The organism is Pseudolactococcus yaeyamensis (assembly GCF_054658615.1).
On record NZ_BAAGGP010000077.1, the window covers coordinates 1 to 13,689 of the forward strand.

General features: G+C 34.9%; 19 protein-coding genes. All 19 read left to right on the forward strand.

The genetic code is table 11. From position 1 onward, the window contains the following. Nucleotides 1–701 (forward strand): hypothetical protein (locus ACYQ21_RS12300; protein ID WP_460058705.1); only part of this gene is annotated, 701 nt, incomplete at its 5' end. 10 nt (nt 702–711) lie between these two features. After that, the gene (locus ACYQ21_RS12305) at nt 712–984 is read left to right on the forward strand and encodes a hypothetical protein (RefSeq protein WP_460058706.1); all 273 of its coding nucleotides are present in this window, start codon (nt 712–714) and stop codon (nt 982–984) included. A 196-nt stretch (nt 985–1,180) separates the two neighbouring features. Next, on the forward strand, nt 1,181–2,047 hold the full coding sequence (locus tag ACYQ21_RS12310; RefSeq protein WP_460058707.1) for a hypothetical protein: 867 nt from the start codon (nt 1,181–1,183) through the stop codon (nt 2,045–2,047). Between the two features lie 84 nt (nt 2,048–2,131). Beyond that, nucleotides 2,132–3,181, forward strand: coding sequence for a ribonuclease domain-containing protein (locus ACYQ21_RS12315; protein WP_460058708.1), 1,050 nt, complete (start codon nt 2,132–2,134; stop codon nt 3,179–3,181). 8 nt (nt 3,182–3,189) lie between these two features. Further along, nucleotides 3,190–3,627, forward strand: a complete 438-nt coding sequence (locus tag ACYQ21_RS12320; protein WP_460058709.1) for a barstar family protein — start codon at nt 3,190–3,192, stop codon at nt 3,625–3,627. Nucleotides 3,628–3,887: 260 nt separating this feature from the next. Then, nucleotides 3,888–5,486, forward strand: coding sequence for an RHS repeat-associated core domain-containing protein (locus ACYQ21_RS12325; protein ID WP_460058710.1), 1,599 nt, complete (start codon nt 3,888–3,890; stop codon nt 5,484–5,486). Then, nucleotides 5,483–5,857: a hypothetical protein gene (locus tag ACYQ21_RS12330; protein ID WP_460058711.1), complete on the forward strand. Its 375-nt coding sequence runs from the start codon at nt 5,483–5,485 to the stop codon at nt 5,855–5,857. Before ACYQ21_RS12325 ends, ACYQ21_RS12330 begins: the two co-directional genes overlap by 4 nt. Nucleotides 5,858–5,975: 118 nt before the next feature. Further along, a complete protein-coding gene (locus tag ACYQ21_RS12335; protein ID WP_460058712.1) occupies nt 5,976–6,488 on the forward strand; it encodes a hypothetical protein in 513 nt (170 codons plus the stop codon). Next, nucleotides 6,479–7,933 (forward strand): RHS repeat-associated core domain-containing protein, encoded by a 1,455-nt coding sequence (locus ACYQ21_RS12340; protein ID WP_460058713.1) that lies wholly within the window; start codon nt 6,479–6,481, stop codon nt 7,931–7,933. The genes ACYQ21_RS12335 and ACYQ21_RS12340 overlap by 10 nt, the downstream gene beginning before the upstream one ends. A 4-nt stretch (nt 7,934–7,937) precedes the next feature. Further along, nucleotides 7,938–8,204 (forward strand): hypothetical protein, encoded by a 267-nt coding sequence (locus ACYQ21_RS12345; RefSeq protein WP_460058714.1) that lies wholly within the window; start codon nt 7,938–7,940, stop codon nt 8,202–8,204. After that, on the forward strand, nt 8,197–8,469 hold the full coding sequence (locus ACYQ21_RS12350; protein WP_460058715.1) for a hypothetical protein: 273 nt from the start codon (nt 8,197–8,199) through the stop codon (nt 8,467–8,469). Before ACYQ21_RS12345 ends, ACYQ21_RS12350 begins: the two co-directional genes overlap by 8 nt. After that, entirely contained in the window at nt 8,462–8,719 is a 258-nt protein-coding gene (locus tag ACYQ21_RS12355) for a hypothetical protein (RefSeq protein WP_460058716.1), read from the forward strand. Before ACYQ21_RS12350 ends, ACYQ21_RS12355 begins: the two co-directional genes overlap by 8 nt. A gap of 406 nt (nt 8,720–9,125) precedes the next feature. Beyond that, entirely contained in the window at nt 9,126–9,392 is a 267-nt protein-coding gene (locus tag ACYQ21_RS12360; RefSeq protein WP_460058717.1) for a PDZ domain-containing protein, read from the forward strand. Nucleotides 9,393–9,859: 467 nt separating this feature from the next. After that, nucleotides 9,860–10,903, forward strand: coding sequence for a sensor histidine kinase (locus ACYQ21_RS12365; protein ID WP_460058718.1), 1,044 nt, complete (start codon nt 9,860–9,862; stop codon nt 10,901–10,903). Beyond that, nucleotides 10,900–11,502, forward strand: coding sequence for a response regulator (locus ACYQ21_RS12370; protein WP_460058719.1), 603 nt, complete (start codon nt 10,900–10,902; stop codon nt 11,500–11,502). The genes ACYQ21_RS12365 and ACYQ21_RS12370 overlap by 4 nt, the downstream gene beginning before the upstream one ends. A 143-nt stretch (nt 11,503–11,645) precedes the next feature. Then, nucleotides 11,646–12,614 carry an AvrD family protein gene (locus ACYQ21_RS12375; protein ID WP_460058720.1) on the forward strand — a complete coding sequence of 323 codons (969 nt, stop codon included), beginning with the start codon at nt 11,646–11,648 and terminating at the stop codon, nt 12,612–12,614. Between the two features lie 13 nt (nt 12,615–12,627). Then, on the forward strand, nt 12,628–13,017 hold the full coding sequence (locus ACYQ21_RS12380; RefSeq protein WP_460058721.1) for an AAA family ATPase: 390 nt from the start codon (nt 12,628–12,630) through the stop codon (nt 13,015–13,017). An 87-nt stretch (nt 13,018–13,104) separates the two neighbouring features. After that, complete coding sequence (locus tag ACYQ21_RS12385) at nt 13,105–13,314, forward strand: hypothetical protein (RefSeq protein ID WP_460058722.1); 210 nt, start codon at nt 13,105–13,107, stop codon at nt 13,312–13,314. A 100-nt stretch (nt 13,315–13,414) separates the two neighbouring features. Next, nucleotides 13,415–13,573 (forward strand): ATP-binding cassette domain-containing protein, encoded by a 159-nt coding sequence (locus ACYQ21_RS12390; protein ID WP_460058723.1) that lies wholly within the window; start codon nt 13,415–13,417, stop codon nt 13,571–13,573. Nucleotides 13,574–13,689 lie beyond the last annotated feature (116 nt).

The window sequence follows — 13,689 nt, forward strand, 5'->3', positions numbered from 1 at the left end:
CATTTGGCAACGATTCACTCTATGGACAATTTCCGCAAACTGCGGTGCTTAACGGTAAATCATATAATCTAAATGATCCGATTGTACGTGGCATCTACTACAAAACAGTTGCGGCAGAGGCGACACGCAAGAAAGCAGAAGCTCGTAAGCAGAAACAATGTGAGGATGCAGCAAAACTCCCTAAACTAGGTTCAACCGTTGGTGCTGATCCATGGTCTATAGTAGGTGGCACTATGGTGGGAACAACAATTGCTGGATGGCTCAAGGGAAAAGTTGTAACAGCAGCAGCCACTGCATCAGCGGCTGCCTCCTCTGCAACCCCATGGGTTGTTGGGGGTACTGTTGCGGTTGTCGTAATCAATGGTGTAGTCAATTTTGTTGACCATGGTTCTTTTGGCTCTCTTAAGCTGGATAATCGTGACGTTACGCCTGAGAGTGTCTCTGAGGGAAGTGGTAATAAACAAAAAGCTCCGACATATCCAGGAAATAACCCTGAGCACCCCCCTGGAAAAGATTATGAGTGGCGAGGTTCCGGGGCTCCTGGTACAAGTCAAGGAAATTGGTATAATCCTAAAACTGGAGAGTCTTTGCATCCGGATTTAGATCATCCAGATCCTATTGGACCTCATTGGGATTACAAACCTGGGCGAGGAGAACCAGATTCTCGAATTTTTCCAGATGGTAGCATTGTTCCGAAATGAGGTGGGTATTTTGGATTTTAATATAAACAATAAACATACTAATGATAAAAATGATTGGAGATTTACAGACCAAGATTTATATCTTTTAGATATTGATTTGTACCATCGTGCTTTCAAAATAGCAAATCGTGATCATGACCACTGTCAATTCTGTTGGAAAAAATTTGGATTTACTGCTGGGGATTTACTTTATGGGTATTGTGATAAAAGTAAATACTATTGGATTTGTGAAGAATGCTATAGTGACTTTTATCCGATATTCAAGTGGCGTACTTTCGAATGATATATTTTTACTGGCATATTAGAAAAATATGATCTTTATAGCAAAAATGACAGAAAAATAATTTAATCTGAATAAAAAATATTTTTTCCAATTTTATTCAGGTGGAGTAAAAATTAAGCAGGCAGAAATAATAAATCTGTCTGTTTTTTGATATAATATATTTACGGACTATGTTGGTAACCGTATCGCTACTCGTTTGGATGTCAATGGCAAATTCAAAGGCATTCAAGAGTGGAAAACCAACGCCGACAACCAACTCTTAGAAATCACAAGTGACAAAGGCGCAACTTACGAGTACGACGCCAACGGTCATGTCAGTCAAAAACGCTCTAGCTTAGGCGAAGTCACGATTTATCAGTATGATGTCGAAGGTCGTTTAATCCAAGAAAGTTCAACTTGGGGCAAACAATCCTACTACACCTATGATGCTTTAGGCAATCGAATTTCTAAAGGCACGGCGACTGAGTACGCTCGTAAACTCAAAACAGATATGATGTCGTGGATGAAAGCAACAGACAGAGAAGCCCAACTCCGTCTTGAAGAAAGTGATATCACACTTTCAGATGTTTTGACAAAACTTGTCAAGATGCCTGAGTTCCTCTCACGTTGCTTGCCTATCAAAGACCGCACATGGCGCATCGACCATGATGTGAATCGTCGCAAAGTCACAGAAGAAAAACTGAAAAAAGCAGTGGATACAACTGTGATGATTGACACGATTGAGTATCTGAATGACTATACGCAAACCTATGTCAGCCCACTGCAAGAGCAGTACACCAACTATGATAAGAAAGTTAAGTCAAGCTATCAAGCGACTAACTTCTACAACAATAACGGCATGGCGATAGGTAATGACCTTGACACTTATCATCAAGATGGCTTAAAGAGCAATATCACGCAAATTTCTAAAGAAAATGGTAGACTATATTCAAGTAACCTTTATCAAGAATTTGGTTCAAGTGAGCGCCGAATTCAAGACCAAGCAGGTTACAGAAGTCAGTACCATGACAACAGTGCAGATATTCATCTGAGAGCCAGAGAGTACAACACCAATACTGGATGATTCTTACAACAAGATACTGTTTTAGGTAGCCTGAAAAATCCAACCACGCAAAATAGATACATTTATGGTAATAACAATCCATTCATGTATCGTGATGATGCGGGCCGTTTTGGTTGGAATGATGTCTGGAATGGTATTAAGAAAGCAGCTAAAAAAGCTGTTCAAATCGTTGACGATTATATCGTTAAGCCAGCTGTAAAAGCTGTACAAGCAGGGGTAAATTGGGTTAATAAGAATGTTATTCAGCCAGTTGTCAACTTATTTATTGGAGGCGGTTCATCTTCTAACAATGGTAACGGTGGTTGGAGACCACAACCGTCCCCATTTGGCAACGATTCACTCTATGGACAATTTCCGCAAACTGCGGTGCTTAACGGTAAATCATATAATCTAAATGACCCGATTGTACGTGGCATCTATTATAGAACTGTTGCGGCAGAGGCGACACGTAAGAAAGCCGAGGCACGTAAGCAGAAGCAATGTGATACTGCGGATAAGTTCTGGGATGGCGTAGGTAAATTCTTTGACCAAGTTGTAAAAGGTAGTTATAGTAATAACTCAAGTAAAAGCGGTACTTTAGGCGAAATAATAGTTGGTGGTATTCCCGTCGTTGGTGATGCTGGTGACATTCGAGATGCGGTTCATGGTGTTCAAACAGGTAACTGGTTGGAAGTTATTGCCTCTGGTCTAGGTGTGATTCCATTTGCGGGTGGCGCTGTTAAAGAAGGCGTGCAGTCTCTAGCCAAGGAAGGCGCTCAGAGTGCGGCTAAGGAGACTGCACAAAATAGTGCTAAAGAGACTGCGCAACAAGCTGCTAAGAATATTCCCGCTAAATCACTAGATGATTTACCTGATAATGTTCAAGATATTTATAAGAAATATGATAATAATGGATGGAATGGAAAAGTATCTGGGCAAGATTCTAAAACAAAAGCTGGTGGAAATTGGGGAAATAGTAAAAATCAATTGCCAGCTACGGATTCGGGTGGTAATAAGATAACTTATAGAGAATTTGATGTAAATGATTTTGATTATTCAAAAGGTAGTCGTGACGCAGAAAGATTTGTTCAAGGAACAGATGGCTCTGTGTATTACACTGCTGACCACTATGAAACATTTGTTAGGGTAAAATAGGGGGACATATGAGAAATCAGATATATAGAATTGTAAAAGAAGATAAAAATAAATTACTGTTAGACTTGAAACGTAAGGGCTATTTTGTAGCAGAAGTTGATTCGGAAACTTTAAAAACAGATGAAACTTTTATAAACGCATTAAGTGAGGCTTTTCAGTATACACAATTTGGAGAGAAGATAACAAATCTAAATTGGTTAGATGATGTAATGAGAGATTTAGAGTGGTTAAAAAACGATAATGGTTATGTTCTGTTTATCAGTAACGCTCAAGAGATAGCTTATCCATATCCTGAAAAAGCTGGAGAAAATTTTTCGAGAATTCTCTTTTGGATGCATTATTGGGAAGAAGAAATCTCAAGAGTGACTGGTTATTGGAATGAAACATTACAAATATTTGAGAATGGAATGCTTCCTAGAAAATTTGATGTTTATTTAGTTGATTAAAATTAAGCAGACAGAAATAAAAAATCTGTCTGTTTTTTGATATAATATATTTATGGGACGCCAACGGTTATGTCAGTCAAAAACGTAGCAGCTTAGGCGAAGTCACGATTTATCAATATGATGTCGAAGGACGTTTAATCCAAGAAAGTTCAACTTGGGGCAAACAAACCTACTACACTTATGATGCCTTAGGCAATCGAATTTCTAAAGGCACGGCGACTGAGTACGACCGTAAACTCAAAACAGACATGATGTCGTGGATGAAAGCAACAGACAGAGAAGCCCAACTCCGTCTTGAAGAAAGTGACATCACACTTTCAGATATTTTGACGAAACTCGTCAAGATGCCAGAGTTTCTCTCACGTTGCTTACCTATCAAAGACCGCACATGGCGCATCGACCATGATGTGAATCGTCGCAAAGTCACAGAAGAAAAACTGAAAAAAGCAGTTGATACGACTGTGATGATTGATACGATTGAGTATCTGAATGACTATACCCAGACATATGTCAGTCCGTTACAAGAGCAGTACACCAACTATGATAAGAAAGTTAAGTCAAGCTATCAAGCGACTAACATCTATGATAACAATGGCATGGCGATAGGCACTGACCTTGACACTTATCATCAAGATGGTTTGAAGAGCAATATCACGCAAATTTCTAAAGAAAATGGTAGACTATATTCAAGTAACCTTTATCAAGAGTTTGGCAAAAGCGAACGCCGAATCAACGACCAAGCAGGTTACAGAAGTCAGTACCATGACAACAGTGCAGATATTCATCTGAGAGCCAGAGAGTACAACACCACTACTGGAAGATTCTTACAACAAGATACTGTTTTAGGTAGCCTGAAAAATCCAACCACGCAGAATAAATACATTTATGGTAATAACAATCCATTCATGTATCGTGATGATGCGGGGCGTTTCGGTTGGAATGATGTCTGGAATGGTATTAAGAAAGCAGCTAAAAAAGCTGTTCAAATCGTTGATAAATATGTTGTAAAACCAGTTGTTAAGGCTGCGAAAGCCGTTGGTAACTTCGTAAAAGATTTATTTACATCAAACTCGGGTTCTGGAAACTCGGGCTATACAAATTATGATACTTACAGTACAACAGGTGCTCCGACTATTTACTATGATTCTAATGGTCATCAAATTGTCAGTAATCAAATAGAACCCAATATTTCACCATATGCTCGTCAAGAAATTGAACGAATTCAGGCTGAGCGAATTGCTAAAGAAAAAGCAATTCGTCAAGATAGGATTCGTAAGATGTGCGAAGGTGCTGGAAAATTACTTGACCAAGTTGTAAAAGGTAGCTACAGTAAAAATTCAAGTAAAGGTGGCACTTTACTTGAAATAATATTGGGTGGCGTCCCTGGTATTGGTGACATAGGTGACATTCGAGATGCAGCTCATGGTGTTCAAACAGGTAACTGGTTGGAAGTTATTGCCTCTGGTCTAGGTGTGATTCCATTTGCGGGTGGCGCTGTTAAAGAAGGCGTGCAGTCTCTAGCCAAGGAAGGCGCTCAGAGTGCGGCTAAGGAGACTGCACAAAATAGTGCTAAAGAGACTGCGCAACAAGTTGCCAAAAAAGTTGAATGGCCGACAAATGATTCACAACTTGATCATATTTTCAGAAAAGCAGAGGGTCATTTTGATGTAGATACTCCTACAAATAGAAAATTAATAGAAGACTCTATAAAACCTGAATATGCTAATCCATATCCTAATGATCCAACTGGAAAATCTACAATCTATAAAAGAATTTTATCTGATGGAAGAGAAGTTTGGGTTCAAATACGTGAAGAAAAAATTCAAGATGGGGGTGTAAACCTTGGAGGCAGGAAATGAAACTCTTATATTTGGATGTGAAATTTACTGCGGTAAGTGAATTTACAATATGGATTGGAAAACAAAATTTGCAGTTCTGGGAAGATGATGATTTATATGGCATCAGAACCTTTTTAATTAACTTAGGGTATAGAGATATCTTAGAGAATGGAGAGGAGGCAGACTATCTTTTGGATGGTGCAGTTTATCCTGATTGGAAAGAGATACAGAAAAAATTTCCAAATGATAGTTTATATGACCAATTGATACAGTTTGTCAAATTTTATCAATCAGAATTTGGGTTTGATATGTTACTATTATTGAAAGTACTCAATCTTCCTGAAAACACGAAAAAGTTTGAAGATATACTAGAAGAATATTCTATAAATTAATGATGCTAGTTTTTATAGAAAGTTATAAAAAATATTTTCAACTTCCTTTAATGTAATAAAGATTAAGCAGACAGAGATAAGAAATCTGTCTGTTTTTTTGATATAATATATTTACGGGATGCCAATGGTCACGTCTAGCAGCTTAGGCGAAGTCACGATTTATCAGTATGATGTCGAAGGACGTTTAATCCAAGAAAGTTCAACTTGGGGCAAACAAACTTACTACACCTATGATGCTTTAGGTAATCGAATTTCTAAAGGCACGGCGACTGAGTACGACCGTAAACTCAAAACAGACATGATGTCGTGGATGAAAGCGACAGACAGAGAGGCACAGCTCCGTCTTGAAGAAAGTGATATCACACTTTCAGATATTTTGACGAAACTCGTCAAAATGCCAGAGTTTCTCTCACGTTGCTTACCTATCAAAGACCGCACATGGCGCATCGACCATGATGTGAATCGTCGCAAAGTCACAGAAGAAAAACTGAAAAAAGCAGTTGATACAACTGTGATGATTGACACGATTGAGTATCTGAATGACTATACGCAAACCTATGTCAGCCCGTTACAAGAGCAGTACACCAACTATGATAAGAAAGTCAAGACGACAACAAGGGCATGGCGATAGGTAATGACCTTGACACTTATCATCAAGATGGTTTGAAGAGCAATATCACGCAAATTTCTAAAGAAAATGGTAGACTATATTCAAGTAACCTTTACAAGGAATTTGGTTCAAGTGAGCGCCGAATCAACGACCAAGCAGGTTACAGAAGTCAGTACCATGATAACAGTGCAGATATTCATCTGAGAGCGAGAGAGTACAACACCACTACTGGACGCTTCTTACAACAAGATACTGTTTTAGGAGACTTAGAAAATCCCGTCACGCAGAATAAATACATTTATGGTAATAACAATCCATTCATGTATCGTGATGATGCAGGGCGTTTTGGTTGGAATGATGTCTGGAATGGTATTAAGAAAGCAGCTAAAAAAGCTGTTCAAATCGTTGACAACTATGTTGTAAAACCAGCTGTCAAAGCTGTGAAATATGTAGCAAATGCGGTGGGTAATTTTGTTTCGAATGTTTTCCATTCTGCCCAACAAGTTTATAATCAAGCAGCCTCCTACGCCAGCCAAGGTGTCAACTATGTTTCAAACCAAGTCCAGCAAGGCTATAATCAAGCCGTTGACTGGGCAGCTACCAAAGCAGCTCAAGCACAAGCAGCCTATCAACAAGCAGTTGCGATAGCTCAAGAAACTAGAGCAAAAGCCGAAGCACGTATTCGTAAAATGTGTGAAGGTGCTAGTGCAGTTTGGAATGGTGCTACTAAGGCAGTTGGAGATTTTGTTAAGAAACACGAAAATGCAATAAAAATCGGTTTATCTATTGGAGCAGGTATCTTAACCTTAATTCCAGTTACTGCACCGCTTGGTATGGGTTTAACAGCAGCGTTGACAATAGGTAGTGCTAGCAATGTAGCGACAGGAAAAGATTGGCTGACAGGTCGTGAACTTTCCAATGTCGAAAAAGCTATGGATGGATTAGATGTCGCCTTAACAGTTATCCCAGGAGCTAAAGCTGTCACTTCTAGCGTCGGTAAAACAGTCGGGAAAGAGCTAGCTAGTGAAGCTGCGGAATCAGCTATTAAGACAACCGGGAAAACAATTGTTAAAAATGGTGATGAGATAGCTGAGAGTACTGTTAAACAAACAGTTAGTAAAGCAGTCAATCAAAATGCGGATGGATTGTATGCCTCTAGTCCTCAAAATAAAGAGCTTTTGAATGAATTTTATAGGCAAGCTGAGGAGAATGGTAAAGCAGGTATAAAAGAATTAGATAATGGGAAATATCGCTTTTATGATGATATCAAACCAGCAATGAATGAGGGGGAAATGAAAGGAGCTAGACCTGTAAAGGAATGGGATCCTGATACTGGTAATAAAAGAAGTTGGTATGAAACAGTAGACCATAATGATACAGTTCGAAGTGTAGCACCTAAACCCGAAACCCACGAATTAAACCATCATATATTTGATGCTGATGGTAACTATCTGGGAAGGAGGTAAAAGTATGTTAGAAAAATATGCTCCTTCACAGATGGAAGTACAAAATGTTCTGGAACAGTTAATTAACGATGATTCAAAAATAAATCGTAAAAAAATTGCTATGTGGGCTTTTAAAATTCATGATGATGTAAATCTTAAAAGTGAAAATTTGATTGTAAATAAAGTGGTGTCATGGATTTCCATGGTTGATTTAATTGATCCATCTGTTGATAATGGTTTTGTTTACAACAAGTTTGATTTTGAAGAGTGGTTGAAAAATTTGAATGAATGATGTAACCATACCTTCCAAAAATGAGTTGGAAACTGTTTTGGAGAAATTGATTTCAGATTCTTCCAAGGAAGAACGTGATAGGATTGCTATCTGGGCATTTGAGTTGTATGATATACTTGATATTAAAATTGAAAATCCACTAGTTGTAAAAACATTAGATCGTCTTTCAGGGATCGATTTAATAAATCCTTGTGATGATTCAGAATCTGGTTTTTTGTATAACACGATAGATTTTGAAATTTGGTTGAAAGAGTTGAATGAATAATACATCTATTCTATCAAGAGATGAATTGAAATCTATATTGAATAAGTTAATTAATGATGATTCTAAAGAAAATAGAAAAGAATTATCAATGTGGGCATTCAATATTTACAATAACAAACATAATATTAGCATTGATGATTCAAGTGTTGAAAAAGTAATTTATTGTATTTCAATGGTTGACTTAATAGATTTGGACTATGGTTTTTTGTATGGAAAACAAGGTTTTGAAAACTGGTTGAAAGAACTTTGACTCTATTCGCTAAAAAACTATTGAGAAGTATTCAGAGACTCACGAATTAAACTAGGAAAATTAAACCATCATGTATTTGATGTTAATCATAAAAAATAGACCGCATGAAATTAACGTTTTCTAAAATGAATTTTATGCGGTTTATTTTTTCATACTTTCAACATGAGCTCATTCATATTTAATTGAACGAAATCTGAGATATTTAAGGAAAGTAGGTGTTATCAAACAAATATAATTTGTTAAAAATTACGAAATTGCATTACAATAGTTTAGATTTAAGTCTGAGGCTATTTCTGCTATAATAAGAACAGGAATAAAGGTAGATAAATAGATTATTTTTATCTATACGATTTATGGTTTTAAGCTTTTGAGTAATTTTTGAAGTGGTAGGAATGTGAGGATAAATGTGAACAATACTAAAGTAAAAAATTATTATTTTTATCAACTCATTTTTTTCAGTGTTATCGTAGTATTGTTATCTATATTTTATTATTTTAGCATCTCAATGCAAACTTATATTGGTATAAGTACAAGAAAAATTGGAGATAGCTGGAAAATTGTTATGGTACAAAAAAATGGTGCTGCTGAACAAACAGGTTTGCTAAAGAATGATATTATATTATCAGTAGATGAAAAAATCCTGAGAAAAATAAAATTATTAAAAAGTGGTTAATCGTAGAACAAGCTCACTCTATAAAGATTAATCGAAAAGGAAATATAATATTTTTTAGTTTTGTAAAGAATACTTTAAACATGAAGAGGTATCATTATTTGTTTATATGTGTTATTTTTATAATGATTTTTTTACTCTGGTATAGTAAGCGACAGATTATCAGCAGACGTAGTATTTTTTTCTATTATTTTTTAGTAACTATTATTTTTATGCTACTATCAATTGTCCCTTCAAGTATAGGAAATTCAATTGGACGCTTTTTTATTATATCGACACTATCCATATTACCTTTATTTATAGGTGTATTTTCTTCTAAAATATATACAATTAGAGAGCAGGTGAAAAGGAATAAGGCGATGTTACTTTGCCTAATCATCATGATGATTAATATCATGCTCTTTTGTGGTAACTTACTGAACAAGATACCTATGCTACTAATCAATTATTTAGCTAGCGGAATATTTTATATGTTAATTGTATTACTCTTGCTAATTCTCTTAGAGAATGTTTTTAAAAAAAGAAAGAGTAATTATTCAAATTTGTTATTACTTACTTTGCTAGGGATGTTACCCTTTATTTTTGGTTATATCTTAAAATTAGAGTGGCATGCCCCTTTTATAGTTGTGATTCCATTTTTGTTTTTGCCATTAATTGGACTTTTTCACACCCTCATAATTTCAAAGAGTTTTTTATTCAGATATAGAGTTCCTGAAAAAGTACTAAATTTGATAATTGTAAGTGTTTATACAATAATTATTACTCTGCTAATTTTACTAAGTCATTACATTCCGTTAAAATTGCTCGTTGTTTACATTTTTTTACTCAGTTATTCTCTGCTATCCATGCTTACTGAAGTGACATCAGCTATACGAAAAAATAGGATTTCAAGTGATTCTTTGGAGTCATTTCTGATTGCAGAGGAAGAACGAGAAAATATATCTATTCATATTCATGATACAATTATTCAAGATGTTGTTTTTTTCATAAGAGAGCTAAAAGAGAAAGAATCTGTTTTTTCTGGAAACCTAGATACAATAGATATATTAGAAGAGACGGTATACTTATTGAGAGAGCTATGTTCAGATGTCTATCCGCTGATGATTCAGGAGCTTAGGTTAAAAAACGCATTATATAATATGGTAAATAGATTACAAAAAAAATTTCCTGTTAAGGTTTCAATAGACATAGAAGTGGTAGAGTTTGATTTTTCAGAAAAAATAAGTAATTTTGTTCTGAGATCTATAAGAGAATTGATGAATAATAGCATATTTCATGGTAAAGCAGAGAAAATTTATTTATCAATTTCAGAAGATGATATCTTTTATTATTTTATTGTTCGAGATGATGGAATTTTTCCTTTAAACGTAAAGCAAAAAAAAACAGAGAGTCATTTTGGACTTGATGTAATAAAAGAAAAGTTAAAACTATTGAATGGACGAATTTCTATGGATATAAATGATGAAACAATAGTGACACTAGTTATCCCAAAAGAAAAGGAACTAAGCAAATGAAAATAAATTTAGCATTGATTGATGATCATCAGTTAGTACTTCATGGATTGACAGAAAAATTGCAATCAGTAGAAAATTTTAATATTGTTGGTAGTTATAACGATGTTGATAATTTTTTACTTTGTTTGAAATATAAAGCAATTGATATTGTTATTATGGATTTAATGTTGAAAGAAATGCATGGATTTGACTTAATAAAAAAGATACAGGAGTTAGAACGAGAACCAATAAAAATAATTTTAATTTCTGGTTTTTATGAAGAAATATTGCATAAAAGAGCTTTAGAGCTAGGCGTTAAGGCATTTTTAAGAAAGGAAGCAAGTTACGAAGAGTTGATTAGCTGTATTATCAATGTTTCAAAGGGCAACCATATAATCCCTGATTTTTTGATTGAGAATACAACGCAATCAATTTTGTCTGAAATTGAACTTAAGGTGTTATCGTTACTAACAGAGGAGTACAAAAACGAACAAATTGCTCAGACGTTGTTTATTAGTAGGAGAACTGTAGAGACACATGTGTCAAATATTTGTAGAAAACTAGGTGTAAATTCTAGAATTGGAGCTGTTCGAGAGGGACTAAAACTAAAGATAGTATAATCATTATAATGTGTAACTATGCAAAAAGACATTCGGTAAATACGGATGTTTTTTTTTTATAGAAATTTATAATTAAGATGTACTCATTTAATAATCGTAAGGAAACAAAAGAAAGCGTTTTTTAAATTGATTATATTTTATCGTTGGCAAATAAAATTCAGTTTGTTCTGGTTTTATTATTGATTGAGAATGTGCGAGTTGAGCAGTGGTTTGTTAATAAAATATTAGGAAATTACGAAGAAAGGTACTTTGGGGGAGGACATAAGAGAACAGATTATTCAAAGATTCATAATTTAGTTGAAAAAGATGGTGAGTATCTGGGATATGTTTCCTTACATCAAAGAGATGGTTGGTCAAAGAAAAAAGAAATTAATGTAACACCACATTTAAGCACCTTTGATGGAGTTGTAATATCAGCTCTGTTGCTTGAAAGATATTTTGAAAAGTTTTATCCAAAAGTATCTCTGAATTCATTGTGCATAGATTCTTTTGAAATAAAAGCTGGTGCTACTCCAATTGAAGATTTGAATCGTATTCCAATAACCCTAAAGAAAATAACGCAGGATAACGATAAATATTGGGCGAGAATAGAAATTTTAAGCATGAAACTTAAAATTTCACTAACTCAATATCTGCTAGAAAATGATTGTTTAACTGAAAATATAGAAGACAAATATTTTTCAAAACATTTGAAAAATATTAGGCATGATTTAACAAATATTGACTTTTTGACAGAAAAATATGCAAATTGTGATGTTGTGAGAGACGTACTTTTTCATGAAAGATATAGTGGAATGTCGAGCAGTTGTTATTTCAACATTTCCATTTTAGAGTGGTTAATTATCGTTTCTCAATTTGCTCAAGTGATGGTATATAATTTTGATGGTATGGCACGTTGTGATAGTGATACATTATGGATGAGGACAGTGAAAGCAAAAATCACTACACCTCTTACTTATATTGAACCTATAATGCTTACTGGAGAAATTGTAAAAAGTTCTACTTTAAAAAGAGGAGACGATGAGTGGAGGATATTAGAAATGCAAGGTAGTACAATAGGCGATGAAGTGATTTTTAGTGGGAATGTGGCACATAGATTGCCAAATAGTTAAGGAGGTTAGTTTAATGAATAAAAAAGAAATTCGCCTTGTTATATCGGGGACATATTCAACTGGAAAAACGACAACAACTATTGCATTATCAATCGCTACAGGAATTCCGTTAATAAATGCTTTGTCAGCTAGAGAGATATTGACTGATTTATATCCAGGTAGACGATTTGAAGACATGAATTCTACAGAATTAATGGCATTAGGACTTAAAAGACTAGAAGAACGAATTCGTGAAGAAATAGTACTTTATAAAGAGTGTGGTAGTTTTATTTCAGATGGTTCGGTACTAAATGAATGGATATATGGCACTGTACGCATGAAAGTTGGAATAAATCCGGGTTCAAAGCTTATTCATAGGGTTGCAAAGGCAGTTCTGGGGATACCAGCTAAAACATTTTTTTGAAATTATCTAGATGCTTATGGACAGGTTGCAACTTATCATGCTAAGCAATGGTACACAGATGCAGTTCATTTACCTGTTGAATTTGAAATGGCAGCAGACGGTCACAGACCTGTTTCTGAAAAGTATAGAAAACTTTCAGATATAGAAATGGAAGATGTTTTTGTAAATATTGGAATATCCCCTGTAATAGTTGGAGGAGACCAGATTAGTCGATTGACAAAAAATTATAGAAACTTACGATTTACCTATTGTTGTCCCTATAGAAGAAGCTCTTTCACAGGCGCAAATGAAAATTAATAAAAGTAGGGAAGCTGTCTCTCAAAAGATTATTGAGCAGTACAAGGAACCAAATTTAAAAGAAAAAATTAAATTTATATCTAAATATTAGGAGGCAATTATGATTCATTTTGAAAATATCAATAAAACCTATCAAATAGGTGATCAGGAAGTTAAAGCACTTGAAAATGTAAGTTTTGACATAAAAAAGGGACAATTCACTGTTATTTTAGGTCCTTCTGGGTCAGGAAAAAGTACCGCTTTAAATATTTTAGTCTAGTGGTAATAAGTCAAGTAAGACTTGTCAATTTATTCTAGAAGATTTGAGAAATTAAGGTGCCCTAAATAAGCCTACGAAAAATAAATTTTTTCGCAAGTGCTATCAAGGACTTGTGC

What these genes read in the sequence shown, in the direction of transcription:
- ACYQ21_RS12340 (WP_460058713.1), top strand. Translation starts at nt 6,479, where the DNA reads ATGGCGATAGGTAATGACCTTGACACTTATCATCAAGATGGTTTGAAG.
- ACYQ21_RS12335 (WP_460058712.1), top strand. Translation starts at nt 5,976, where the DNA reads ATGCCAATGGTCACGTCTAGCAGCTTAGGCGAAGTCACGATTTATCAG.
- ACYQ21_RS12390 (WP_460058723.1), top strand. Translation starts at nt 13,415, where the DNA reads ATGATTCATTTTGAAAATATCAATAAAACCTATCAAATAGGTGATCAG.
- ACYQ21_RS12330 (WP_460058711.1), top strand. Translation starts at nt 5,483, where the DNA reads ATGAAACTCTTATATTTGGATGTGAAATTTACTGCGGTAAGTGAATTT.
- ACYQ21_RS12370 (WP_460058719.1), top strand. Translation starts at nt 10,900, where the DNA reads ATGAAAATAAATTTAGCATTGATTGATGATCATCAGTTAGTACTTCAT.
- ACYQ21_RS12380 (WP_460058721.1), top strand. Translation starts at nt 12,628, where the DNA reads ATGAATAAAAAAGAAATTCGCCTTGTTATATCGGGGACATATTCAACT.
- ACYQ21_RS12320 (WP_460058709.1), top strand. Translation starts at nt 3,190, where the DNA reads ATGAGAAATCAGATATATAGAATTGTAAAAGAAGATAAAAATAAATTA.
- ACYQ21_RS12355 (WP_460058716.1), top strand. Translation starts at nt 8,462, where the DNA reads ATGAATAATACATCTATTCTATCAAGAGATGAATTGAAATCTATATTG.
- ACYQ21_RS12365 (WP_460058718.1), top strand. Translation starts at nt 9,860, where the DNA reads ATGTTAATTGTATTACTCTTGCTAATTCTCTTAGAGAATGTTTTTAAA.
- ACYQ21_RS12315 (WP_460058708.1), top strand. Translation starts at nt 2,132, where the DNA reads ATGTATCGTGATGATGCGGGCCGTTTTGGTTGGAATGATGTCTGGAAT.
- ACYQ21_RS12325 (WP_460058710.1), top strand. Translation starts at nt 3,888, where the DNA reads ATGAAAGCAACAGACAGAGAAGCCCAACTCCGTCTTGAAGAAAGTGAC.
- ACYQ21_RS12385 (WP_460058722.1), top strand. Translation starts at nt 13,105, where the DNA reads ATGGCAGCAGACGGTCACAGACCTGTTTCTGAAAAGTATAGAAAACTT.
- ACYQ21_RS12350 (WP_460058715.1), top strand. Translation starts at nt 8,197, where the DNA reads ATGAATGATGTAACCATACCTTCCAAAAATGAGTTGGAAACTGTTTTG.
- ACYQ21_RS12345 (WP_460058714.1), top strand. Translation starts at nt 7,938, where the DNA reads ATGTTAGAAAAATATGCTCCTTCACAGATGGAAGTACAAAATGTTCTG.